Below are 26,461 nucleotides of genomic sequence, written 5' to 3'. Positions count from 1 at the left end.
CCATCAAATTCAAATCTCACCGCCCTAAGATCTACAAGCGCGACTATGTCGCGCAACCTAACATTTTTATGCTCCGTAGAAATGCACGTATTCCCCAATTAATTGAATTATTTTTTCATTAATTAAATCCCGCAATTCTCATCAGACGTCATTGATATATTTCATTTTATCTGCCTCGTCCCTGTGATGCGCAAAATGTAGGATATTTTTTGGTATCAATATAGTTAGTGACTTGCTCGCATTTTATCTACAATTTCTTCAACAAATCCTGAATAGATATCTTTTTTATACTTTCATCAGGGATATAAAATTGGAGAATCTTCATGAGTAAAAATTTGTTTTTTGACGAATTAACTTTTTTAGATAAATCGTTTAAAAATTCTGATGAATTTTTTGATTTTATCTTTCCTGTCCTCAAACAGAAAGGCTATGTGCGCGATTCGTTTTTAGATGCTATTAAAGCACGGGAAAACGACTATCCAACCGCACTCCCTACCGAACCTGATGCTGTGGCACTTCCTCATACTGATATCGAACATATCATTAAGCCTTTTATTGCGTTTACGCGCGTGAAAGGCTCTGTGCCGTGGTGTGAGATGGCAAACAATGATCACATTCTTGATGTGAGCTTTATCTTTCTACTCGGTTTTATGGATAAAGACGGACACATCAATTTATTACAAGCACTTATGGGAAATCTGAGCGATGAGCAATTTATGCAGCACTTAAAAGTGGCACAGACTTCAGAGGAGATTGTGCAATTTTTAACGTCATCTGTTCAGTTCTAACTATCTAAAGGAGCAAGGATCTATGAAAAAAATTATTGTTGCATGCGGAAGTGGCGTTGCTACTTCACAAACAGTTGCCAGTAAAGTGTCGCGTTTACTGCAAGAAAAAGGTCATAACAATATTAAGGTTGAAGTGATCGATCTTAAATCCCTTGATACACACATCAAAGACAGTGCTGCTTATATCGCTATAACTAAAGTGGATAAGGAGTATCCGATCCCAGTCATCAATGGTATCTCATTCCTGACTGGGATGGGCATGGATGCAGAACTACAAAAAATTATTGATGCTTGTAAATAAGCACCAGCCAATGTTCTGAACACAGGAGAATACAGATGGAGTTTCTTGGATCAGTTATAAATTATATTCTAAATCTCGGGGCACCTGTTTTTGTACCCTTTATCATGCTTATTGCTGGGCTGGCAGTAAAAATGAAACTGAAAAATGCCGTATCAGCCGCGATCACACTTGGTGTGGCATTCGTTGGTATGAGTATGTTGATCGGTTTTATGGTGAGTGCAATTGGTGCAGCAGCACAAACCATGATGGCCAGAACCGGCTTAGAACTCAGTATTATTGATGGTGGCTGGACAACCATGGCTAACGTGTCATGGGCATGGCCATACGCTTTTGCGATGTTCCCACTACAAGTGGGTATTAACATCGTCATGTTAATGCTGAAAAAGACCGATACCTTCAACGCCGATTTATGGAATGTCTGGGGTAAAATCTTTACTGCTTTTATCGTGGTAGCGGTAACAACACCAATCTTTGGTGCGGTACCAAGCCTGATTTTAGCCTTTGTCATTGCCTCGTTCCAAATCATTATGGAGCTTAATGCAGGCGATATTCATCAACATCGTATTGAAAAACTAACGGGTATTCCGGGTGTTACTTGTACTCACCGTATGATCTTCTTTGGTGCGATTTATTATCCGTTTGACGTTTTACTACGTAAAATTCCGGCGTTAAATCGCCCGATGGATGCCGCAGCACTACGTGAAAAAGTAGGTATCTTTGCTGAAAATCATGTGATCGGTTTTATTCTTGGTATTATCTTCGGAATTATTGCTGGTTATGATGTCGCGGCTATTTTAATGCTGGGTGTACAAGCGGCAACCGCGCTGATGCTATTCCCGATGATCTCAAAACTGTTCATGCAAGCATTATCGCCAATTTCTGAAGCGATCAGCGAGTATATGAATAAACGTTTTGCTGGTCGTAAATTACACGTCGGAATCGACTGGCCATTTATGGGTGGTGCGAGTGAAATCTGGTTTGCAGTGATCGTTGCTATTCCAATTACCTTAATCTGGGCAGTTATTTTACCAGGCAATAAAATTCTACCATTTGCGGGTATTATCAATATCGCGCTGATTGTACCGGCTTACTTAATTACTAAAGGTAATACACTGCGTATGGTAATTCTAAGCATCATTGGAGTACCATTCTTCTTACTGATTGGTACTGCATTTGCTCCGATGATTACCGAACTTGGTTTAGCCACTAAAGCGATCGATATTCCGGCTGGTCAGTTAATTTCTAATAGCTCAATCGATGCCCCGGTATTCACTTATGTATTCTCTTTCTTATTCACTTTCTTAAGAGGCAACTTTGTTCCACTTGCTCTGGGTGTCTTCTGGGCAGTGGGGTATTTCTTCTATGCACGTGAACTAAGAAAAGAAGAAAAAGCTGATTTAGCAGCGAGCCAGGAAGTAAAAGAATAATTAAACACTATCTCTCATAATCAATCAGGCACAAGTGATTGTGCCTGAAGCTTAGATAGGAGCCCGGCGAGATGATTGTAGATAAAAGAATTCATGATGTTTTGGATGCCATAGTCAGTGATCCAAGTATCACTGGTGTGGAGCTGGAAGCACAATTTAAACTGACCCGTAAGCAGCTGAGCTACACCATCCAAAAAATTAATGATTATTTGCAGTCTAATCAATTTGAGCCTATCACCCGGCTTAAAACCGGTAAATTGTGTGTACCAAAACCGGTGATTGATAATTTCCGTAATCAACAGGAACCGATGAAGATTCATCGTTACCTGTTCTCTGAAGATGAACGTACACATTTGATTGTCTTCTTTTTGCTGACACGTAGTGAAAAGCTCTCTTTGATTCATCTGTCATCGTCTTTGATGGTGAGTCAAAATACGATTATTAATGATATTAAGAAAGTTCAGAGTATTCTCAGTCAATACCATATGCAGGTCAATTATGACCGGGAGAATGGTTATCGTATTGCCGGTACAGAGATCGATAAACGTCACTTGCTGCTTAAAATTGTCCGCAAAATCTTAAATATGCCGGTGGCACAGAAAATATTTTTACAACACAGTAGCATTACTGTGGGTCGCCTGGAGCATATAGGTCAGGTATTTAGTGAAATTGAGAAACGACTCAAAATTCAATTTACCGATCAACAACTACAAGAGTTGACTTATTTTATTGGTTTTATTCTGCAACGGATTGAGATGGGGAAAACCATCAAACAATTACCAGATAGCTACATCGAAGCAGAAGATAGCCGTGATTTTGCTTTAGTGCAAAAACTGATTGAAAAATTTGGTATCACCCAGCGTAAAGAACAGATTTTTTTAACCGTTCTGGTACAAAGCTCAAATATCCAGACGGTGTCAGATAAGGATTTTCATATCGATACTGTACTGCTAAAAAGTGTTATCACGGTTGTGGATAATTTTGAACAGATTAGCTGCATTACGTTTAAAGATAAGGGTGAGCTGATTGAACGTATTTACCAGCACTGGAAACCCGCTTATTACCGTATTCGTTACCATATTTCAAACGTAAACAGTGTTTACGATATTGTTCTGCAAGAATTTGGTCATCTGCATGAAATGGTCAGACGTGCCATTGCACCGTTTGAAACGATGCTGCACTGTGAAATTCCGGATGAAGAAGCGGCCTTCCTGACCGTATTATTTGGCGGTTGGCTCACCCGTGAAGGGATGATCAACCAAATCAAAACTAAAAAAATCGCGATTGTAGTGTGTGAAAACAGTGCGACTGTTTCTACTTATCTGTACCTGACGCTACAAGTATTGCTACCAGAGCTTCACTTTGCTGCTGCGATGTCTAAACGTGAGTTTGAAAAATATAATCGCTATTATGACGTGGTATTTTCTACCACCGCATTAACGACCGATAAATTGCTGTTCACTATTAATCCGTCTCTGACCAGTTTCCATAAAAACGCGTTTCGCTCTCAGGTGATCAGTGCGCTACAAGGTGTTGACCCTAATATCATTCAGATTGAAGACCTGATGTTTATCATTGAGAAATACGGCATCATTCATGACCGTAAAAATCTGCAAAAAGATCTGCTCAATTACTTGTATCAGGAAGAGCACCAGGATCTCTCTAATCGTCTGTTGCGTTCAGAAACGCCGTCACTCTCAGACTTGTTACCGCTGGAAAATATTCACATTACTGAGCAGCCAGATATTCACTGGGAAAGAGCTATTGCCCTCGCATCAGAGCCCGTTATTGCTACTGAACAAATTCAGGAATATTACGTTGAACGCATGGTGAATAAAATTCATTTAGATCACCCTTACATTATGTTGGTTGATGGCTTAATCATCGCTCATGCAGGGATTGAAGACGGCGTTAATCAAGTCTGTATGTCGTTATTAAGACTACCTGAAAAGATTGATATCTGTGGATATATGCAGGCTGATTTGATTATTGTGCTGGCCACGAATAATCCGCAGAAACATTTAAAAGCCTTAGCACAGCTCAATGAGTTTTTAGAATTTCATGATGGTGCTACCAAAATTCGTCAGGCTAAAGATCGACAGGATATTCGGGCATTATTTAATAGTTACCAATGATTAATTCATCTTAATGAATTAATTACGTTTTTTCTGATAAAAGGAGCAGTCAAGATGTTAACGATTCAAAAACAGCATGTTGTAGATATGGCTAAAAAAGCGGAAGAATGGGGTCTTTGTAAGCATAAAGCAGGTAACTCAAGTGTGCGTGATAAAGAGACCGGCTATGTGCTTGTCACTCCAACATCTTTAGACAAAAAGTTGCTGACTACGCGCGATATCGTAGTGATGGATTTGGATGCTAACGTGATTGAAAATGAATCAGGTCTGCGCCCAACCAGCGAATGTTTAATGCATCTGGAAATTTATAAAACTCGTCCGGATATTTTTGCGGTTTCTCATACTCACTCTATCTATGCAACGTCTTTTGCGGTACTGGCAAAACCAATTCCGGCAGTCGTTTATGAGTGCGCCATTCTTAAGTTAAAAGATGGAGTGATTCCTGTTGCACCATATGGTCGTCCGGGTACACCTGATCTGTCTAACAGCGTGATTGAACCATTTAAACGTGCTGATGCGATTTTGATGGAAAAACACGGCGCTATCGCAGTAGATGCTGACCCATACGATGCGGTTTTGAAGTCCGCTTATATCGAAGAGATGGCAGAAATTTACTATCACGCACTGATGATCAATGGCGGTAAAGAGCCGCCAAGCTTCAAACCAGAAGAGCTACAAAGCTGGGCTTATCCGTCACAAATTAAATTTAAAAATAAATAGTACTGACTGAAAATATTGCACAACCATCTGTCTGAGAGGCTGACATGAAGAAAATTATCAATAAACCGGAAAACTTTATCGCTGAAATGTTAGAGGGAATTTATGCTGCCCACCCTGACCAATTAACCTATGCCAATAACGATCTGCACTGTTTAGTTTCTAAACATAAAGTGCCCGGTAAAGTCGGTATTTCAACTGGCGGTGGTTCTGGTCACTTACCACTATTTTTAGGCTACGTGGGCAAAGGGATGCTGGATGGTTGTGCAATTGGTGATGTATTCCAGTCACCCAGTGCCGAGCAGATGTTTGAAATTACCAAAGAGATCGATTCTGGCGCCGGTGTTTTATATATCTATGGTAATTATAACGGCGATATCTTTAACTTTGATATGGCTGCTGAAATGGCTGATTTTGAAGCAGAAATTCGTGTTGAATCTGTGGTAGCTGGCGATGATGTTGCCTCAGCAGGACCAGCTAATCGTGGTGAAAAGAATACCCGTCGCGGTGTGGCGGGTATCTTCTTTGTGTATAAGTGTGCCGGCGCTGCAGCGGCGGAGATGATGAGTCTGGATGAGGTTAAACGCGTTGCGCTTAAAGCATGTGATAACGTCAGAACCATGGGTGTGGGGCTGTCCCCTTGTATTGTACCGCGTGTGGGCAAGCCGGGCTTTTCTATCGGTGATGATGAGATGGAAATTGGTATGGGCATTCACGGTGAAACCGGTATTCGTCGCGGTAAATTATTACCGGCGGATGAGATTGTGGATGAAATCCTGCCACAAATTATTAACGATCTACCGTATAAATCAGGTGATGAGGTGGCTGTGCTCATTAATGGTTTAGGTGGCACACCGCTGGAAGAGCAATACGTGGTGTTCCGTCGTGTGCATCAAATCTTGCAGGCAGAAAATATCAGTATTGCCCGAGTTTATGTGGGTGAGTATGCGACCGCGATGGAGATGGCAGGTCTGTCTATTAGTTTATTGAAGCTGGATGATGAATTAAAACGCTTAGTTAAAGCACAGGCAGAAACCCCATTTTTTAAACAGTTTCAGCTGTAAATAGTTATATTTAACCATTTGATTAATAAATATATTTTTTTAAATTGATTTGTTTTCAACACGTTACTGACAGATAAGGAGACAGAAATGCAGTTTACAACTTCTGACTTAAAACCATTACTGGCTAACTGGGCAGAGATTATGACTGGCCAGAAAGATAAGCTTATCGATATGGACAGTATTGTGGGTGATGGTGATCTCGGTCTTACCATGAGTGATGGTTTTACGGCTGCATATGATGAGATCAAAAATAGTAGTGAAACAGATATTGGTAAATTCTTTTATGCTGCCGGTAAGCGTATGTCGACAGCTGTGCCATCGACAATGGGCACTTTGATGGCGTCAGGTCTGATGCAAATTGGTAAAGCATTTAAAGGTCAGGACTCCATGAAAGAGACTGATTTCGCCACTCTGTTTGCGGCCTATTTTGATGGTGTGCAGGCGCGCGGTAAGGCACAGGTGGGTGAGAAAACATTTTTAGACGGTCTTTATCCAGCTGTTGAACAGCTTAAAGCAGACGTTGCTAAAAACAATAACTGGACAGATTCTGCTAAAGAAGCGCTCAAAGCTGCTCAGGCTGGTGTGGAGCATACCACGACATTAATTGCTGTACACGGCAGAGCTGCCACCCGGGGTGAGAATTCTCGCTCACTGATTGATCCAGGTGCTTATGTAGCTCAGCTACTGCTTGAAGGTTATGCAAAATTTGCTGAGGCCTGTAAATAGGAAAGCGGTATGATTGAAAAGACATTGATCGTTAGAAATCATAACGGTATTCATGCCAAACCAGCCGGTATGATCGTCAGAATTGCCGGTCAATATCAGGCATCGGCGGAACTTGTCTTTAAAGGACAGACGATCGATGCTAAAAAGATTATGCAGCTGATGAGCTTCATCATTCCGGGCGGCGCTGAGCTAAAGTTAATTTGTCGTGGTCCGGATGAGAAACCACTTTCTGATCAACTTGAAGCGTTATTTGCTGATGGTTTTGGTGAAGAATAAAGCGTAGTTTTATTATAGCTATCATTCTCATGGATATAGTATTTATAGCACAATGGTCTTTATGCTTTATGCTTTATGCTTTATTGCTTTATATCGGCTTGTAGTCTGTGGCTGTCTGTCGTTTCTATCCCGCTCTGATGTTACTTTTCTGATGATTATTTGCCTATAAATCATATATATCTGGTTTCTTTGTATGGTATAGTTAACTCATACATCCCCTTCAATAAGAGAATAATAAATGACTGAAGAACAAATTGAAGCATATTTAAATCAACTGCGAGCGATGGGCTATACAGAAGACGTGGTGGAAGTTTACCGCCAACAATTAGCTCAGACTCTGGGTATGACGGAAGCGATGACTGAGTTCAACCAAAATATGAATCAGTTTAATGAATTCTTTGGTGGTCTACTTGATGATGACGATGAAGAAGATGATGAATTCTATGAGCAGCAAGAAACCGACCTGACTCTGGCAGAACAATGGGGCGTGGCTTGTGGTGCTAATCTGGCTTATCGTAATGGTCAGCCGTTAAATATTTTAGCTTCTGGTCTTGATAAACAAAGTACCCGTCATCTGTTCTCCAGCTGGTGGGATGTGGATAGCCGTGAAGAGTTATTAAAAACCTTAAACTGGCTGGAAGCAGAAGGCCATCGTAATGACTTTGAGTTTATTTTGCAGTTATATAGCCTGTACGATATGGCAGAAGCGAAAAAGTATATCCGTCAAAATGTAAGTGGCGATATGGATGAAGAGACCGAGATTGAACGTCTGCGTCATATGCGTGATGCTAAAGAGCAATTTACTCAGGATGGTCTGTTTACTGCGGATTCATCCGCGCCAAATATGATGATTTGGGATTTTGGGCGTATGATTAATCTGTGCCGCTACGGTATTGATGCGGGTTACCTGCAGCCGGAAGAAGCGATGGAAAGAATTAATCAGGCAGCAGAAAAAATTCAAAAATCCTATAACTCCTGGGCGGAGTTAGGTATTGGTTATATTTTTGGCCGTTTCTTATGGAACGGTGGTAAAGATTATGCTGAGTGGCGGGATGAGATGCAGGTTTTATTAACTCATCCGGAAAGTCCGTGGACACAGTTGCCATGGGATACTTATTTAGGTGTACGCCACTAAACTTGTTTCAACAACCAAGGATCAGGAAAGATCAGGGCTAAATTTGTCAAGGCTGGTATGAGCAATGTGGCTTGTACCAGTAAAATCGGAGGGAATCATGGACAAAAAATTACATATCAAAGACTGGGCTGTAAAAAGAGAAACATCAGTTGAAATTGCTGAAGCGATTTTCGAGCTGGCTGGTGATGACGAACAACTGGCACAACAAATCTGGGAACATGGTGATGACCGTGTACTGGAGATAGCTTTCTCCCGTACGGATAAAGATGAGCTGTCATGGGGCAAAGAGATCGCCTCTCGTGGTTGCGCCTCTTAATTTATTCAATAAAATCAAAATCTTATTATTTCCCTAAAATCCTGAACAGGAGTCTGAATTTAAGGCTACATTCGGGGTTTTGGGTAAGTTTTATATGAGTTTAAGCGATAACTTAAATAGTGACTGAACCTTAACTGATGGCTAAGTATTGGTGATTATTTTAATTGTGCGCTCAGATTAATATCTGCTGTTAGCTGATATACTCAGAGATTTGCAGGCATAACAATTTATGCCTGCAAATTAACGTAAAACAGCTTAAGCGATTGCCTGCCCCATATATTTTAAAATATATGCCATCGATACCGAACCCGGGTCGACGTGGCCAATGGCTCGTTCACCTAAGTTCTTTGCTCGTCCAAATACCGCGATCATAGTTTTAGTATTCTCAGCTCCCACCATGGCAGCGTCGGCAATAACAGGTAAGGCTTTTTCCAGTGGTTCTGATTCTACCGCTCTGGCTTTTTCGGCAGCGGCAGCTAAGGCATCAACCATGGTTTTATCACCCGGTTTAGCATTGCCGCGTTTGTGTACTGCATCCCAGCCTTCATTCAGCAAAGTAGATAGGTTTTTACTGTTAAATTCTGTCTGGCCATTCAGGCTTTTACCGCCGGCACGGAAGAAGGTGCCAAAGATAGCGCCAGACGCCCCGCCCATACTGGTCATTAGCTTAGTGCCAATCTGGGTAAAGAAATCACCAATATCTGTTGGCTGGAATTTGTCATCATTAAGCAGAGCCAGAGTAGCAGCAAAACCACGTTGCATACCAATCCCGTGGTCGCCATCACCAATGACTTGATCCAGTGCAGTAAGGGTTGGTTCACTTTCAATCATCTTCTCTGAGGTATAGATCATCATTTGACGAATTTGAGCCAAATTCATGGTTGTTTTATTCATGACTACTTTCTCCATCCAAATGTTTCACACGGCAGGTCATACAGAGCTTGCAGCTCATCATCGAGTTTTAAGAAGCTAATAGAAAAGCCTGACATTTCTAAAGAGGTACAGAAGTGGCCAATCGCAATGTCGTAAGTGGTGATGCCGCGCTCAGCCAGTTCCATACCTACTTTACGACTGACAATAAGCAGTTCGGTATAACTGAGTGAACCAAGGTCATTAATGGCGACACAGACTTTATCGCCACGGTTGAACGGTAAATCAGCACACAGCTTATCAATCATCTCTTTGACGACTTCGTCAGTTGTAGTGAGTTTTTGACGACGCAGGCCGGCTTCACCATGAATACCAATCCCGATCTCAATTTCATCATCAGCCAGTTCAAAGTTAAATGTGCTCGATTGTGGTAGCGCACTACCTGACAGTGCAACACCAATAGTACGGGTATTAAAGTTGGCTTTCTTTGCAACTGCCTGTAGTTTATCCAGATCGTAATGCTTAAACTGAGCAGCAGCACCTGTGAGCTTATAGACAAACATAATACCGCCAACACCACGGCGGTCAGACATTCTGTCCAGTGGTGCAGAAGCGATGTCATCTGTCGTGCGGACAGTTTTAGTTTCAATACCTTCTTCAGCCAGAATCTCTGCCGCGATATCAAAGTTCATACTATCACCTGAGTAGTTACCATACAGGAATAACACGCCTTTGCCTTTATGGGCTGCTTTAGTTACTTCAATAATTTGATCGGGTGATGGTGAGGTAAAGACTTCACCTAGTGCACAAGCGTCGATACCACCTTTACCGATAAAGCCTGCAAATGTAGGCTCGTGGCCACTACCACCACCGCTGACGATAATCACCTGATCACTGGCGATGCTTTTACGGTATGCTGAACAGAACTCTTTAATGGGTGTGAGCTCTCCTTGGTAGGCATAAACTAAGCCATCGAGTAACTCTTGTCTGACGTGGTTGGGATTATTTAAAATCTTTTTAGGTTTGAGCATTATATTTCCCCACTGATAATTAATAGGATGCCGAGATAGCATAAAATCTACTAAAGATTCTATTAAAAAGTGAGGTATTGAACTATGACAATTGATACCAAAAAGTATCCTTGCAATTGCTCATCAGTGGGATGTGAATAAAACCGTGTTGGTTTAGAGAGGTGAAAAATAGCTGACAGCTAATAAATTAACCGCCAACCATAACCGTGTAGCCTTGTTGTTCAACATAAGCTTTAATGCGTTGTACTTCTTCATCTTCTGGCGCTTTGATTTCACCCATAGTATATGGTCTTTTAATCAGATCATATTTAGGTTCACCAAACTGATGGAATGGCAGTAAATGAATCTCTTTGATGTTTGGAAATTGCTTTAAAAACGCGATAACACGCTCGATATTTTGCTGATCAAGGGTATAACCTGGAATAAGCGGAATACGTGGCGTTAACGGAATATTTTGCTCATACAGACGGGCAAAGTTATCCAGCACGCGTGACAGGTGAATGTTAGATACCTGTTTGGCCTGCTCTTCGTCCATAATTTTAAAATCAAACAGCACTTCATCACAGTATTTTGCCACTGACAAAAAGTCTTCAAAACGGATATCACCTGCAGTTTCAATGGCAGTGTTAATACCCAATTTTTTCAGGCGTTCCAAGAGTTGACTGGCAAATTTAGCTTGCAGTAATACTTCACCACCAGATAGTGTTACACCACCACCGGAAGAGCGGAAAAAGATATCATCTTTAAGAATTTCTTTAATCAGATTTTCTAGTGAAATATCATAACCAATCCGTTCCATGGCACCGCTTGGGCACTCATCAGCATCGTTTAAACAAGTGGCACAGTGCAGACACTTCGATTTACGCTTTACAACCTGAATTTTACGGGAAATAGATTCCGGATTCGCACACCACGGACAGTAATGGGGACAGCCTTTAAAGAAAATGACTGTCCGTATGCCAAAGCCATCATTGAGCGAATAGCGCTGAATATTAAAAATACGGGCTTGATCAGCCGCAAGAGCATCCGACTGATCAAGGTATATCGTATTATAATTGGTGCGCTGTACGGCGGATGATGTCATCCTGAATCTCCTTGGATAGCTCCACAAAGAAGGCACTATACCCGGCAACACGCACCACAAGTCCAGCATAGTCTTGCGGACGTTGTTGTGCTTCTTTCAGTGTTTCTGCATTCACCACGTTAAACTGAACGTGTTGTAGCTTCAACTTAGTAAAGGCACGTAAGAAGTCTGCCAGTTTATTTAAACCACCTTCACCTTCCAGCGTACTTGGCGTGAATTTCACGTTTAGCAGTGTACCGTTAGACAGCAGGTAGTTATCCAGTTTACTGACAGATTTAAGTACTGCTGTTGGGCCATGCGCATCTTGTCCAAGCATTGGTGATAAGCCACCATCAGCGAGTTGTTCGCCGGCAAAACGCCCGTCCGGAGTTGCGCCAACGACTGCTCCCAGTGGTACGTGAGCAGATACAGTATAAGAACCTGGTGTGAAGTAACCACCACGCGGATTTTTATATTTTTCGACTTCTTTGCTGTAGTAGCGCAGGAGTTCAGCACTAATCATATCCACTTCATCAATATCGTTACCGTATTTACTAAAGCGGTTGATTAAACGAGCACGGATTTCAGTACTGTCAGGTGTGGTAAAGTTGCTACGCAGCACTTCAAGCAGGTGTTTAAAGGTGATACGTTTTTCATCAAATACCAGACCTTTTAAGGCATATAACGAGTCGCTTAAGTTAGCAATACCAATACCCTGAACGCCGGAGAAGTTATAACGTGCACCGCCTTCAGTAATATCCTGACCTTTATCGATACAATCCAGCACGAAAGAAGAAAGTAACGGTACCGGTGCCCAGTCACGATGGCCAATATCACAGATATTACTGCCTTCAACCATCAATTTAACGTAGTAGCTAATATTGCCTTTAATTTGTTCAAACAGGCTTTCATAAGTGACATCTGGATTATTTTCGTTTTCATATAACGTAATTTCCATCACTTTAAGCAGGTTGAACATCGCAATATCATGCAGACCGTAAGTACGCCCCGGAATAGATAACTCTACACAACCAACCACCGAGTAGTCACGAGCGTCTTCCAGTGAAACCTGACGATTTAAGAATGCAGGGACTACCACTTCATCATTAAAGATTTGCGGAATACCCGTTCCCATACGGATGGTTTCTGCTGTTTTAAGCAGGAATGGACGATCGATAAATTCGTTCACACGTACACCTAAGTTAGGCTGTGGTAAACAGACATCATGATAAGCATCCAGACATAGCATAGAAAGCTCATTTACTGCGCTGCGACCGATCTCAGATAGACCACCAAGTAAAATGGTATAACCAGATGGGAAGCCGGCAAAATAACGGGCGCTTGAAGTAGAACGCAGTAAAACGATATCGTTACATTTCACCCACAAAGAGGTAAGCAGTTCTTGTAAGAACTCTGGTGACTCTCCTTGTGCTAAAGAAGCGCGATAGAATGGCAGCATATACTGATCAAAACGACCCAGTGAAATAGAACTGGCGTTTGATTCATATTGCAGAATAATATTCATGTACCAGAATAATTGGCACGCTTCATAGAAGTCAGCCGGCTTATTATGTGCAATATTAGTAGAAACTTCAGCAATACGTAGGTATTCAGCTTTTCTTTTAGCATCCTGACACGTTGCTGCCATTGATTTAGCCAGCTCCACGTAACGCATAATATGACGCTGAGAGGCATTAAGCAGCAGTAGTGCCGCCTGATAGAAGTGATTATCAGGTTTCTTCTGACAATGCTCAGAAAGCTCTGCAATGAGTTTATCCAGACCATTATCCAGCAAACGAGGATAATCAATAATGATATGTCCTTGCCCCTTATCGGTCTGATTGACGCTAAAAATACGGGTACTTTCCGCCTGACGCACAGCATCTGACATTTGACTGTTGATAAAGTCTTTCATCGAACGCTTTTCCCAGTACGGGTATAACACGTTACGATAACACTGTTTATCTTCTTCAGAGATATTAAAGCGATCTTGTGGACGAGTTGAAAAATCATCTAACTCTTTTAACAGCCAGTAAGGATCCATCTCGGGTGAGATAATACCAGCACGTGGTTTTATCGTTCTGTTACCCGCGATTAGTTCATCATCACGGATAGAAATGGCGACATGATCCATAATATGAGCCGTTGCTTTTGCCCGGCGGATAATCGTTGGTTCGCCCTCTGTTTGTTTATGATTTTCAGTATAGAGAAGCGCTCGCTCTAGTGAGATTTCGCGAGTTTTTTCAAATAATTGTGCTTTTAAGCGTTCGATACGAGGAAGGGTCATTTTATTCTCCCTAAGTAGTTCTAAAAGGTCTTTTATTGGTTATCAGCAACGAATCTGTTGCTGATAACATTTTTATTTTGCAGCTTATTTCTTGTCGTTTACTTATTTAAGTGTTCTTCAATTTTACTTAAAATAACATCTGCTTTTTTTACTGCATCACTAATTGCGATTTTGGCAATCGGTTTACCTTTAAAGCGTTCTTCGTTTTTAATACCAATATCTTTAGTTAAAATAACAAAATGCGCCTTAGAGACATCATCAGCACTTAGCTCATTTTCAATCCCAATTGAGCCTTGTGTTTCTACTTTACAGTTCCAGCCTTTTTCCTTTGCTGCGCGCTCAAGAGACTCTGCTGCCATATAAGTATGTGCTACACCTGATGGGCACGCGGTTACTGCTATAATATTAATCATAATCGTTCTCCTAAATAATGCAATCTTTTGGGTTACAAGTTGTTAACCCAAATCAAATTCGATTTCAACTTCCTGCTCATCTGCCTGTTTTTCAGATTTCTTTGAGCGGGTAAATTGTTTTAATAACACGATAGAAACGGCAGTCACAGCTGAACCAACCAGAATCGCCGCCACGTAGCCAAGTTTACCTGTGACAACAGGCAGAACAATCAGTCCACCCCAGCCGGCATAGCACTCTGCACCAAATACTGCAGCAACTACAGCCCCACAAGCAGCACCAAGCATGGTTGATGGGATAACACGTAACGGGTCAGCGGCTGCAAATGGAATCGCACCTTCAGTGACACCTACGCAGCCCATCACAATTGCGGCTTTACCGGTTTCTCTTTCATCTGGTGTAAAAAGTTTTTTATTCAGTAAGGTAGCAAAACCAGTACCAAATGATGGGATAGCAATACTGACAGCCGCGATAGCGACAATGGTATAGATGCCTTCGCCTACACAAATAAGCATAAAGGCATAAGCAACTTTATTCACCGGTCCGCCAAGGTCAAAGGCGATCATACAGCCCATAATAATCGCCAGTACAATAATGCTGCCTTGTTGCATGCCACGAAGCCAGTCGGTCAGTGATGACGTTAAGAAGCCAATTGGCTCGCCCAGCCCCCACATCATGATACCTGCTGTGATAAAGGTACCAATGATTGGAATGATAAAGATTGGCATCACAGAACGCAGTACGGCAGGTACTCTGATTTTCTTTAAGTAGAAAACCACAATACCACCGACTAAACCGGCGATAATAGCACCAAAAAATCCTGCGCCAAATGACGCGCCAACCCATGCACCAATAGCACAAGGAGCGAGCGCTGCACGTTCAGAAATAGAGTAGCCAATATAAGCGGCTAAGAATGGTACCATCAGAGTTAAACCAGCGACACCAATAGTAAATAGATTACTTAAAAAGGGATCATTAACCGGATCCGGAACACCACCCTCACCAAATAACATCACCGAAACAGCCAGTAAAATACCGCCGGAAACTACAAACGGAATCATGTGTGATACACCGGTCATTAAGTGCTGACGAGTGTTTTTTAGAATATTAATTAAATCATTCACATTGTCGTCCTTATTAATCCAAACCATTGTTACGACTAAAATTCTTTTTGTATTAAATTTCAATCCATTCAGATGAATATCCATAATCATAGTATGGAAACTTTTCTCATAACCACAGTAGACAATTTTGCTATTTACTGGATTTTTGTATTCTTGATTAAAAAATGAGATCTAGCTCAAATCTTTGTTGTATCTAATCATCAAGATCACTCTGCTGTGACAGTGATCACAAATTATTTCAAATATTACATTTATCCAGTGATTAATAGTTTTTTAATATAGTTTTCAGTAGGTGAGGTATTTATTCTTAATACTAACAATGGCTACTTGAATTTGCCGATGAAGTGCAATTCTGCATAAAAGTCATCATGAATTTGAATCATAAGTATAGGTAAGAGGAACCTGGTAATGTCCAAAAAAATTGAATTTATCTGTGTGTTACCTAATGGTATCCATGCTCGTCCGGCTAGTCATATTGAGAAAGTGTGTAAGAGTTTTACTGCAAGTATTGAACTTTATAATCAGCGCACGGATATTAAAGCAGACGCTAAAAGTGTTTTGTCGTTAATTGGTACCAGTACGTTAAAAGATGATACCTGCTGTTTAATTATTGATGGTCAGGATGAGCATGTCGCTTTTGAGCGTCTGAAAGTCTTTATTGAAAAAGAGTTTCCTCATTGTGATGACGCGCTGCCAACGGGCTCTGATGAGCAGGAAGAGCCACTGCCTCGTTCTTTGTCTAACCTCAATCCTCAGTATATTCGTGCAAAAGCAGTATGTGGTGGCGTGGCGAGTGGTAAATTGCAACTGATCTCCCGTATTGATTTAAATCAGGTCGGGGACTTTCCGCCTGCAGAATCACTTGAAAAAGAGACGACAATTTTAAAAACGGCGTTAAAGCAGTTTCAAAAAGCGCTGGCAGCTCAACTCAGTTATGTGTCAGAAACATCTACTGAGATCTTAGAAGCCCATCAGGCTATCATCAGTGATCCGGCATTTTGGGACGAACTACAATCAGAATTACAAACCGGTAAAAATAGTGGCGAAGCGATTGTTGCTACTGCTAAATATTTTAGCGATCAACTGGCTCAGTCTGGTAGTGAATACTTAAAAGAGCGTGAGCTGGATATTCGTGATGTTTGTTTCCAGTTGCTGCAACATGTGTATGGTGAAAAGCGTTTTCCGTCTCAGCAAGCGCTGTCTGAGCCGACCATTTGTCTAGCGGAGGAGCTGACACCAAGCCAGTTTTTAGAGCTGGATAAACGCTTCCTGAAAGGGTTACTGCTCAGCCATGGCGGCAGCACATCTCATACTGTCATCTTAGCCCGCTCATTTAATATTCCAACTCTGGTTGGTGTGAATATGCAGACCATGTTACCTCATGTGCAGCAACAGGTTCAGGTTGATGGCGATTTGGGCTTAGTTGCTTATGATTTGACGTGTGAAGTATCCCGCTACTATGAACAGGAGTCTTGCCTGCATGCTCGCCTTGTTGAACAACAAAAAGCGTATTTGCATATTCCGGGTGCGACTGCTGATGGCGTACGTATTGAAATTGCCGCCAATATTGCCCACTCCATTGAGGCAAAACCTGCTTTTACCAGTGGCGCAGAATCAGTCGGCCTATTTCGTACTGAAATGCTGTATATGGACAGACATCAGGCACCAAAAGAGGACGAGTTGTATAATACTTTTTGTCAGGCACTTGAAGCGGCTAAAGGTAAAGCGATTATTATTCGAACCTTTGATATTGGTGGCGATAAGCCGGTCGATTATTTAAATATTCCGGCAGAGAATAATCCATTCCTTGGTTACCGGGCGGTGCGAATTTACCGCGAATATCTCACGTTATTCAGAACTCAGTTACGAGCCATTTTGCGAGCTTCAGCCCATGGTGCATTAAAAATTATGATCCCGATGATCTCATCCATGGAAGAGATCCTGTGGGTGAAAGAAGAGCTGGCTGAGATTAAGCAGGATTTACGTAATAAACAAATTCCATTTGATGAAAAAATTCAGCTGGGGATTATGCTGGAAGTCCCATCAGTGATGTTTATTATTGACCAATGCTGTCAGGAGATTGATTTCTTCAGTATCGGCAGTAACGATTTGACCCAGTATTTACTGGCGGTTGATCGTGATAATGCCAAAGTGACTAAGCATTATAACAGCTTAAATCCTGCCTTTTTACGTGGCTTAGACTATATTGTGAAAGAGGTTCATCGTCACAATAAATGGGTCGGTCTGTGTGGTGAACTGGGCGCTAAAGGCTCAGTACTTCCGCTGCTGGTTGGTTTGGGACTGGATGAGATCAGTATGAGCTCACCAAATATTCCTGCAACAAAAACCCGTTTAGCTAAGCTTAATAGTCTGGATTGTCGTGCCTTGCTTGACAGGGCGATGCAGTGTCGAACATCTCTGGAGGTTGAGCATTTACTTGCCCAGTTCCGTTTAGTTCAGGGCGATGTACCGCTGATTACACCAACGTGTATTGCGATTAATCCGGATTGGCAAAGTAAAGAAGAAGTCATCAAAGGCATGACAGATAATTTACTGGCGGCAGGTCGTTGCCGTTATCCGCGTCAGCTGGCGGGTGATATCTGGAATCGTGAAGATGTCTTTTCGACCGCGCTTGGCTTTGGATTTGCGATTCCACATACTAAATCAGAGCATATTGAACAATCGACGATTAGTGTGGCAAGACTTGAGAAGCCAATTCTGTGGGGCGAAGAACAAGTACAGTTTGTGATTATGTTAACGCTAAATAAACACGCAGCAGGCGATCAGCATATGCGTATCTTCTCTAAACTGGCACGTCGTATTATGCATGAAGAGTTCCGTCAGGCTTTGATTAATGCGACCAGTCAGGAACAGATAGAACAGCTACTTAAAACTGAGCTGGAGTTATAATATAAAATATTAAATAAAATCAATGTATTGTATTTATTTTGATAGTTAAAAATAGCTGTAGTTAAACAGAGTTATAACTAAAAATGCCCAGTAACTGGGCATTTCTGATAATCAGTTATTATTAATTATATTTATTATAGTTAACCGCCTGGAACTTACCGGCAATAAATTTTTGTAATTCTTGTTTAAGAATCTTGGCGTCGTACGTACCAACATACATTATTGGGTGAGTATATTGACAAACCTGAGCGAAGAATTGTGTTCCACATTGATCCATTTTGAGGACATGACTTTCAGGGGTATGTGAAATCACTGAGAAAGAAAACTTATAGTCCCAGTCTTGTAGTGCAAGGCCTGATGTGATTTCTATATTAATCATATCTTTATCACGAGCTGCGATAGCTTCCCACTCAAAATATTTATCGATAATGGAAATGATGGTTGCTGCCTGTTCTTGATTAACACTTAACTTGAACCAGCTATCAGAGGCAGATGATTCAGCCTGATAACTTAAATAAGGCTTACCGTTGTTTTCAAAATAGAGTAAAAAGGTTTTTTCTTTATAATAGCCCTTACTGTAGCTGTTATAATTATAGAATGTAACATTAGTATCCATGCGATCCCCTTTTGGCGTCGCACAACCCGTTAGCATAAGCGCGAAGAAAAAGAGAGCAAAAAGTCGTTTCATAAATTATCCCTCGTAATAAAATGCTTTGGCATTATAAAGGATTAGTTGAGTGTAGAGAAGAATCATTTTATGTGCTTTCGGGTAAATTAACTATTTTGGCTGATTCTTGATACTATAGAATAATCAATATTATTTTATGGCTAACAACGTTGAATATTAACAGGACTATTAGCATGACAAACTCTATTGCAGATATTATCAGTGCGTTTATCTCTCAGCAGAGGAAAGTGACTAATCTCTATTTAGCCAGTGGTAATATTTCCCCGCCGGCACTGGCTTATCAGGTTGATTTCCCACGTTTAGAAATTATCATCGAGGGTGAGGTGGAAATGTGCTGGGCGGAGAACAAAACCAGCAGTAAGCAACAGTGTTTAAGCCGGAATAATTTATTATATATTCCCGGCGGTAGCTGGAATCAACCACAATGGTCAAAGCCTGCAACGACACTCAGTATTTTGTTTGGTAAACAGCAACTAGGCTTAAGTTTATTATCCTGGGACGGTGAACAATTTACTGTGCTTGAACAGATCAATACACCAAGGCGAGGCCCACGCGTAGGGGCATTTATTTTGCAGGCGATTGATGAATTGTCGTGGGGCAACCCTCAGCAGCCTAAGACTGATTACCAGAAAGATACTACTGCACCGTTACTGATTCTGAGTTTGCTCAGTCATACGCTGGATTTATTAAATACAAACATTGAGACGTCATCCCACACGACCAGTCTGTTTGAAGCCATTCGCCACTACATTGATATTCATTTTCGGGAAGAGATCACCCGTGAGTTTTTAGCCAAAACGTTCTATATCTCGCCTAACTACCTTTCTCATCTGTTTCATAAAGAGGGCGAAACGGGCCTGAATGAGTATTTAAATCAGGTACGTCTTGAACACGCTAAAACGTTGTTAAAAAATTATGATTTGAATATTAAAGAAGTTGCTCATGCCTGCGGATTTAATGATAGTAACTATTTCTGCCGGGTATTTCGTAAGAGAACGGATCGTTCGCCATCAGAATATCGTAATCAGTATCACAGTAAGCTGGTGATGAAGTCTTAATTAAGTTGGATATAAAATCAGAATAGATAATGTTATCTGTGCCCTGTTATTAGCAGTTGGTTTGGAGCGGCGTGCGCCGCTCATGCGCAATATTTTAGGGTGGAATGATAAATCCTGTGGGTTTGACGGCCTACCATACAGCAGGGGCGCCCGCTCGAGGACTCGCTAAGACCCCTACAATATGGTCTCCGTCAATTCTACATCTCTGAAATTTTCGATCCTTAAAATACTTCTTAGAATATAGGTAAATTGGTTTTTAAATTATATGATTTTATTAAATTTTAACAATTAAGTTCATGTCTTTATTGTTTAAATCTGATAGTTATGATGTTGCCTGAATTGATGGAGAGCGTACCTCATAGGTCTTAGCGAGTCTTCGAGCGGGTGCCTATGGGGTGCGGTAGGCCATCAAGCCCACTAAACTGGCAACATCACCAAAAAACATTGCGCCAGGCGGCGCAGTCCGCCCTAAACCCCATGCTAATAACAGGCACTATACAAAAAATACGCAACCGGAACATACCCCTCATACACTCGCCTTGCTAATAGCATCATAAGCTCCATGTATTAAGTAAGCCTTACTGGTGAAAAGCCCTAAGTAAGATATAACTTCTTAAATATTAAACAACCTGCAGACAAGTCCCTTTGGGGGCATTGAGTACTTTTTTAAGATTAGTGGTGATCGCTTCCGGACGAATTAAGAACTGACTGATATCCATTTTTAAACGGCGACAGCCTTCGTAGCGTTCTTGCTTTTTCACATTGGTATTACTGATGATGATTACCACATCAGCGGCTTTGATTTCCTCATCCGTGAATGGATTTTCAATCCCCAGAGCACCTTGAGTTTCAACTTTAATTTGCCAGTTTTCCTGACTGGCTAATTTTTCCAGACGCTCGGCGGCCATATAGGTATGTGCAACGCCGCTAATACAAGCTGTGATTGCTAAAACATTCAGTTTTCCCATATTGCTTCTACCTGTTGCTGGATGTGGAACATATTATTTATTAGAACCCCTACAGATGCAAGGGAATAAAGCATATATAGGCTAGATATTAGCTATTATTCTCTATTTATACAGTCAGATAGAAAAAATGAGGGGATATATTGCTGATGAATAGTGTGGTGAGTGACAGCCATATCGCTTATCTGTCACTACTTATATGATAACGCTAATATATTGAATAAAAATAAAAAACTGATTAGCAAAACAATCTGCTCGACAAGATATTAAAAAGTCGTTATATTTAGATTTCTGGACGTCCAAACGTTTAAACGTATATCCGTATAAAATAAATAATAAAGATGAGATTGAGAGGTTGTTATGCCAATTCGTATTCCTGATGCTTTACCTGCTGTTGATGTGCTGCGTGAAGAGAATGTATTTATCATGACATCAAGTCGTGCCAGCCGTCAGGAAATCCGGCCGTTAAAAGTACTCTTTCTTAATCTCATGCCAAAAAAAATAGAAACTGAAAACCAGTTTTTACGTCTGCTATCTAACTCCCCATTGCAGGTTGATGTGCAGCTATTGCGTATCGATCAGCGTGAGTCAAAAAATACACCAGTTGAGCATCTCAATAGTTTCTACTGTGATTTTGAAGATATCCGCGATCAAAACTTTGATGGGTTGATTATCACTGGCGCCCCGCTTGGTAAGGTGCAATTTTCGGATGTGGTTTACTGGGAAGAGTTACAAAAAATTATTTTGTGGGCTAAAGACCACGTAACATCAACCTTGTTTGTCTGCTGGGCGGTTCAGGCGGCACTGAATATTTTATATGGTGTACCAAAGCTTACGCGTGACAGTAAAATTTCTGGTGTTTATTCTCATAAAATTACCAACCCGCGCGCGATCTTAACCCGTGGTTTTGACGATACATTCCTTGCGCCTCATTCCCGTTATGCGCACTTCCCGTGTGATGTAATTCGGGAAAAGACTGATTTACTGATTCTGGCAGAGTCTGATGAAGCAGGTGCTTATTTAATGGCAACTCCTGATAAACGTATGGCATTTGTTACAGGTCACCCTGAATATGACTCATTTACTCTGGGCAGCGAATATATTCGGGATCTTAAAGCCGGCCTTGATCCGGATATTCCGGAAAACTACTTTCCAAATAACGATCCGGAGCAAGCACCAAGTGCGACCTGGCGCAGTCATGCCTATTTACTGTTTAGTAACTGGCTCAACTATTACGTGTACCAGTTAACACCATACGATTTAACCACTCGTAATTTAACTATCGACGAGTAGTTATTTAAATCTAATAAAATCAAGGGGTTATAAATAAAACGTTAATTTATAATACTTTGATTTTATTGAAGAAATTTTTTATCTCTTAATTTTAAGTATCCTCATATTGCTCTAAATAATTCATTGGCAGTTGATCTGTTTTTCCATATGATGAGGATAGATTATTTGCAAAGGAATTATTGTGTCAAAATATCAAGCCCAGCTTAAGTGTGTAGAACAATTAAAATCACAGCTAAAACAACGAATTCTGATTCTTGATGGTGCCATGGGTACGATGATCCAGCGCTATAAATTGCAGGAGCAGGATTACCGCGGTGAGCGCTTTGCTGACTGGTCTTGCGATGTTAAAGGCAATAATGATTTACTGGTACTGACGCAACCGCTGCTGATTAAAGATGTGCATGATGCTTATTTTGCTGCCGGCGCTGATATTGTTGAAACCAATACCTTTAATGCTACAAGCATTGCCATGGCTGACTATGAGATGCAGTCACTGGTACACGAGATTAACTATGCCGGCGCCCAAATTGCCCGGGCTTGTGCGGATGAATGGACAGCTAAAACACCTGACAAACCCCGTTATGTGGCAGGTATTTTAGGGCCGACTAACCGTACTGCATCAATCTCGCCTGATGTGAACGATCCGGCAAAACGTAATGTCAATTTTAATCAACTGGTGAGCGCCTATCAGGAAGCAACTAAAGCACTTATTGCTGGCGGTGTGGATATCATTATGGTGGAAACCATCTTTGATACTCTTAACGCCAAAGCGGCGCTGTTTGCGGTGGAAAGTGTCTTTGATGAGCTGGGTGTCACTTTACCAATTATGATTTCAGGTACGATTACGGATGCATCTGGCCGTACGCTTTCAGGCCAGACAACTGAAGCATTTTATAACTCGTTACGTCACGTTCAGCCGCTCTCTTTTGGTTTGAACTGTGCGCTGGGTCCAGATGAGCTGCGTCAGTACGTGGCGGAGTTGTCACGTATTTCTGAATTTGCGATTTCTGTGCACCCTAATGCCGGTTTACCTAATGCGTTTGGTGGCTATGATCTGGAAGCCAAAGAGATGGCAACACAAATTGCTGAGTGGGCGCGTGCTGGCTTCTTAAATATTGTAGGTGGCTGCTGTGGTACCACACCAGAACATATTGCGGCGATTGCGAAAGCGGTTGATGGCATAGCTCCAAGACAAGCGCCGGTACTTGAAAAAGTCTGCCGTTTATCAGGACTTGAGCCTTTTAATATCAGTAAAGGCCATCTGTTTGTGAACGTGGGTGAGCGCGCTAACGTGACCGGTTCTGCCCGCTTTAAACGTCTGATTAAAGAAGAAAAGTATAACGAAGCACTTGATGTGGCTCGTGAGCAGGTAGAAAACGGTGCACAGATTATCGATATCAATATGGATGAGGGCATGCTTGATGCTGAAGCTGCCATGGTTCGTTATCTGAACTTAATCGCTGGTGAGCCCGATATTGCTAAAGTTCCAATTATGATCGACTCTTCCAAGTGGGAAGTGATCGAAAAAGGGCTACAATGCATTCAGGGTAAGGGTATTGTTAACTCTATCTCGATGAAAGAAGGTGTTGATAAGTTTATTCAACAGGCAAAACTGGTGCGTCGCTACGGTGCTGCGGTTGTCGTGATGGCGTTTGATGAACAGGGGCAAGCTGATACCCGTGCACGTAAAATCGAGATCTGTCGTCGTGCTTATCAGATTTTGACGCAGGAAGTGGGTTTTCCACCAGAAGATATCATTTTTGACCCAAATATTTTTGCGGTAGCCACCGGGATCGAAGAGCACAACAACTACGCGGTCGATTTTATTGAAGCGTGTGCTGATATTAAGCGTGAGTTGCCTTATGCCATGATCTCTGGTGGTGTATCTAACGTCTCCTTCTCGTTCCGTGGTAATGAACCGGTGCGTGAGGCGATCCATGCGGTATTTTTATATCATGCCATTCATAATGGTATGGATATGGGTATTGTCAATGCCGGTCAGCTGGCTATCTATGATGACTTGCCCGCGGAGCTTAAAACTGCCGTTGAAGATGTTATCTTAAATAAACACCCGGAAGGAACAGAAAATCTGCTGGCGATTGCTGAAAAGTATCGAGGTACTAAAACGGAACAGGAAGGCGATAAACAGCAGGCAGAATGGCGTAGTTATACGGTTGAAAAAAGACTTGAATATGCGCTGGTGAAAGGTATTACCGAGTTTATTGAGCTGGATACAGAAGAAGCGCGTCAAAAAGCAGAAAAGCCACTGGAAGTGATTGAAGGCCCGCTTATGGCCGGTATGAATACGGTAGGAGATCTGTTTTCTGAAGGGAAGATGTTCCTGCCACAAGTGGTAAAATCAGCACGGGTTATGAAGCAAGCTGTGGCTTATTTAGAGCCTTATATTCAGGCCAGCAAACAGCAAGGTAAAGCGGCCGGTAAAGTGCTGATTGCCACAGTCAAAGGCGATGTGCATGATATTGGTAAAAATATTGTGGCCGTTGTGATGCAGTGTAATAACTATGAAGTCATCGATCTGGGTGTGATGGTGCCTTGTGAAAAGATCCTTAGTACGGCAAAAGAGCATAATGTTGACATCATCGGTTTGTCAGGACTGATCACACCGTCGCTGGATGAAATGGTGCATGTTGCTAAAGAGATGGAACGACAAGGTTTTAAATTACCACTATTGATTGGTGGAGCAACCACGTCTAAAGCGCATACCGCAGTGAAAATTGAGCCAAATTACAGTGGTCCAGTGGTTTATGTGCAAAATGCCTCACGTAACGTTGCTGTGTGTTCTGCACTGCTTTCTGATACCCAAAGAGATGATTATGTGACACGCCTGCGGGCAGAATATCAAACCGTGCGTGAGCAGCACGGGCGTAAGAAATCACGCACACCAGCCGTTACCTTAGCACAAGCGCGTGCTAATGCGTGGCAGATTGCCGGTGATTATCAGCCGCCAAAGCCAAATCAGTTAGGCGTGCAGGAAGTGCAGGCAGATATTGCCATGTTGCGCCACTATATCGACTGGACACCTTTCTTTATGACGTGGGGACTACATGGTAAGTACCCGACCATTTTACAGCACGCTGAAGTAGGCGAAGAAGCGCAAAAAATCTTTAATGAAGCGAATGCCATGCTTGATGAATTAAGTCTCAACAAAGCACTTAAACCAAAAGGTATTATGGGACTGTTCCCGGCTAAACGTGTGGGTGATGATGTAATTTTGTATCGTGATGAGGCTCGTCAGGAACAGTTACTGGTCACGCACCATCTGCGTCAACAAACTGAAAAAGAGCAATTTAGTAATTACTGTTTAGCCGATTTTGTCGCAGAACAAAATGATTATATGGGGGCTTTTGCAGTCACTGGCGGGCTGGAAGAACATGATCTGGCGGCAGCCTACAATGATAAAGGTGATGATTATAATAAGATCATGGTCACTGCGGTCTCCGATCGTTTAGCAGAAGCCTTTGCTGAATATCTGCATGAAAAAGTCCGTAAAGAAATTTGGGGTTATGCGCCAGATGAGAATCTGTCTAATGATGAGCGAATTCGTGAGAACTATCAGGGTATTCGCCCTGCTCCGGGTTATGCGGCGTGCCCTGAACATACGGAAAAACAAGCGATTTGGGACTTGCTTGATGTTGAGCGTCGTATTGGTATGAAGCTAACCACTTCTTATGCAATGTGGCCGGGGGCGTCTGTTTCTGGCTGGTATTTTAGTCACCCGGACAGTAAATATTTTGCCGTGGGTAAAATCCAAAAAGACCAAATCGTTGATTATGCAAATCGTAAAGGTATGACAGTGAGTGAAGTTGAGCGCTGGCTGGCACCAAATCTTGATTATGATCCGGAAGAGTAAGAGAT

22 protein-coding genes are annotated in these 26,461 nt (G+C 41.8%); 14 read left to right on the top strand and 8 right to left on the bottom strand.

Features of this window, described 5'->3' with window-relative positions; translation table 11 throughout:
- Nucleotides 1-323 precede the first annotated feature (323 nt).
- The 10 genes from IPMB12_RS01460 (at nt 324) to IPMB12_RS01415 (ending at nt 8,885) form a co-directional block, all read left to right on the top strand.
- The gene (locus IPMB12_RS01460) at nt 324-788 is read left to right on the top strand and encodes a PTS sugar transporter subunit IIA (protein WP_166914240.1); all 465 of its coding nucleotides are present in this window, start codon (nt 324-326) and stop codon (nt 786-788) included.
- A 22-nt stretch (nt 789-810) separates the two neighbouring features.
- The gene (locus IPMB12_RS01455; RefSeq protein WP_166914238.1) at nt 811-1,089 is read left to right on the top strand and encodes a PTS sugar transporter subunit IIB; all 279 of its coding nucleotides are present in this window, start codon (nt 811-813) and stop codon (nt 1,087-1,089) included.
- A 35-nt stretch (nt 1,090-1,124) separates the two neighbouring features.
- Nucleotides 1,125-2,516 carry a PTS galactitol transporter subunit IIC gene (locus tag IPMB12_RS01450; protein ID WP_166914236.1) on the top strand — a complete coding sequence of 464 codons (1,392 nt, stop codon included), beginning with the start codon at nt 1,125-1,127 and terminating at the stop codon, nt 2,514-2,516.
- A 71-nt stretch (nt 2,517-2,587) separates the two neighbouring features.
- A complete protein-coding gene (locus tag IPMB12_RS01445) occupies nt 2,588-4,651 on the top strand; it encodes a BglG family transcription antiterminator (protein WP_166914234.1) in 2,064 nt (687 codons plus the stop codon).
- 54 nt (nt 4,652-4,705) lie between these two features.
- A complete protein-coding gene (locus IPMB12_RS01440) occupies nt 4,706-5,371 on the top strand; it encodes a class II aldolase/adducin family protein (RefSeq protein ID WP_166914232.1) in 666 nt (221 codons plus the stop codon).
- 44 nt (nt 5,372-5,415) lie between these two features.
- On the top strand, nt 5,416-6,432 hold the full coding sequence (locus IPMB12_RS01435; protein WP_166914230.1) for a dihydroxyacetone kinase subunit DhaK: 1,017 nt from the start codon (nt 5,416-5,418) through the stop codon (nt 6,430-6,432).
- A gap of 87 nt (nt 6,433-6,519) precedes the next feature.
- Complete coding sequence (locus IPMB12_RS01430) at nt 6,520-7,158, top strand: dihydroxyacetone kinase subunit L (protein ID WP_166914228.1); 639 nt, start codon at nt 6,520-6,522, stop codon at nt 7,156-7,158.
- 9 nt (nt 7,159-7,167) lie between these two features.
- A complete protein-coding gene (locus tag IPMB12_RS01425) occupies nt 7,168-7,434 on the top strand; it encodes an HPr family phosphocarrier protein (protein ID WP_166914226.1) in 267 nt (88 codons plus the stop codon).
- Nucleotides 7,435-7,672: 238 nt separating this feature from the next.
- The gene (locus IPMB12_RS01420; protein WP_166914223.1) at nt 7,673-8,569 is read left to right on the top strand and encodes a DUF1266 domain-containing protein; all 897 of its coding nucleotides are present in this window, start codon (nt 7,673-7,675) and stop codon (nt 8,567-8,569) included.
- A 97-nt stretch (nt 8,570-8,666) separates the two neighbouring features.
- Nucleotides 8,667-8,885, top strand: a complete 219-nt coding sequence (locus IPMB12_RS01415; RefSeq protein ID WP_166914221.1) for a YccJ family protein — start codon at nt 8,667-8,669, stop codon at nt 8,883-8,885.
- Between the two features lie 255 nt (nt 8,886-9,140).
- Here IPMB12_RS01415 and dhaL read toward each other — a convergent pair whose 3' ends face one another.
- The 6 genes from dhaL to IPMB12_RS01385 form a co-directional block, all read right to left on the bottom strand.
- Nucleotides 9,141-9,764, bottom strand: coding sequence for a dihydroxyacetone kinase subunit DhaL (gene dhaL, locus IPMB12_RS01410; protein WP_166917653.1), 624 nt, complete (start codon nt 9,762-9,764; stop codon nt 9,141-9,143).
- Nucleotides 9,765-9,781: 17 nt separating this feature from the next.
- A complete protein-coding gene (locus IPMB12_RS01405) occupies nt 9,782-10,789 on the bottom strand; it encodes a dihydroxyacetone kinase subunit DhaK (protein ID WP_407704063.1) in 1,008 nt (335 codons plus the stop codon).
- 184 nt (nt 10,790-10,973) lie between these two features.
- Entirely contained in the window at nt 10,974-11,870 is an 897-nt protein-coding gene (locus IPMB12_RS01400) for a [formate-C-acetyltransferase]-activating enzyme (protein ID WP_166914217.1), read from the bottom strand.
- Complete coding sequence (locus IPMB12_RS01395; RefSeq protein WP_166914215.1) at nt 11,836-14,136, bottom strand: formate C-acetyltransferase; 2,301 nt, start codon at nt 14,134-14,136, stop codon at nt 11,836-11,838. Before IPMB12_RS01395 ends, IPMB12_RS01400 begins: the two co-directional genes overlap by 35 nt.
- Before the next feature lie 98 nt (nt 14,137-14,234).
- The gene (locus tag IPMB12_RS01390) at nt 14,235-14,549 is read right to left on the bottom strand and encodes a PTS fructose-like transporter subunit IIB (RefSeq protein WP_166914213.1); all 315 of its coding nucleotides are present in this window, start codon (nt 14,547-14,549) and stop codon (nt 14,235-14,237) included.
- Between the two features lie 42 nt (nt 14,550-14,591).
- Nucleotides 14,592-15,671, bottom strand: coding sequence for a PTS fructose transporter subunit EIIC (locus IPMB12_RS01385; RefSeq protein ID WP_166914210.1), 1,080 nt, complete (start codon nt 15,669-15,671; stop codon nt 14,592-14,594).
- 408 nt (nt 15,672-16,079) lie between these two features.
- Between IPMB12_RS01385 and ptsP the strand changes: the two genes are divergently transcribed.
- On the top strand, nt 16,080-18,581 hold the full coding sequence (gene ptsP / locus IPMB12_RS01380) for a phosphoenolpyruvate--protein phosphotransferase (protein WP_166914208.1): 2,502 nt from the start codon (nt 16,080-16,082) through the stop codon (nt 18,579-18,581).
- Nucleotides 18,582-18,702: 121 nt separating this feature from the next.
- Here ptsP and IPMB12_RS01375 read toward each other — a convergent pair whose 3' ends face one another.
- Nucleotides 18,703-19,269 carry a putative periplasmic lipoprotein gene (locus IPMB12_RS01375; protein ID WP_166914206.1) on the bottom strand — a complete coding sequence of 189 codons (567 nt, stop codon included), beginning with the start codon at nt 19,267-19,269 and terminating at the stop codon, nt 18,703-18,705.
- Nucleotides 19,270-19,442: 173 nt separating this feature from the next.
- Between IPMB12_RS01375 and IPMB12_RS01370 the strand changes: the two genes are divergently transcribed.
- Entirely contained in the window at nt 19,443-20,327 is an 885-nt protein-coding gene (locus IPMB12_RS01370; RefSeq protein ID WP_166914204.1) for a helix-turn-helix transcriptional regulator, read from the top strand.
- A gap of 620 nt (nt 20,328-20,947) precedes the next feature.
- Here the strand turns inward: IPMB12_RS01370 and IPMB12_RS01365 are convergent.
- Nucleotides 20,948-21,295: a fructose PTS transporter subunit IIB gene (locus IPMB12_RS01365; protein WP_166914202.1), complete on the bottom strand. Its 348-nt coding sequence runs from the start codon at nt 21,293-21,295 to the stop codon at nt 20,948-20,950.
- 357 nt (nt 21,296-21,652) lie between these two features.
- On the opposite strand from IPMB12_RS01365, the gene metA reads away from it, so the two are divergent.
- Both metA and metH read left to right on the top strand, forming a co-directional pair.
- Nucleotides 21,653-22,585 (top strand): homoserine O-acetyltransferase MetA, encoded by a 933-nt coding sequence (gene metA / locus IPMB12_RS01360; RefSeq protein ID WP_166914200.1) that lies wholly within the window; start codon nt 21,653-21,655, stop codon nt 22,583-22,585.
- Nucleotides 22,586-22,766: 181 nt separating this feature from the next.
- Nucleotides 22,767-26,456, top strand: a complete 3,690-nt coding sequence (metH, locus tag IPMB12_RS01355; protein ID WP_166914198.1) for a methionine synthase — start codon at nt 22,767-22,769, stop codon at nt 26,454-26,456.
- The last annotated feature ends 5 nt before the right edge of the window (nt 26,457-26,461 follow it).

The organism is Zophobihabitans entericus, assembly GCF_011745665.1.
In the GTDB taxonomy this organism is placed as follows: Bacteria; Pseudomonadota; Gammaproteobacteria; order Enterobacterales; family Orbaceae; genus Zophobihabitans; species Zophobihabitans entericus.
The sequence above is the reverse complement of the archived record's forward strand: the minus strand, read 5'-3'. Positions and strand labels throughout refer to the sequence as shown.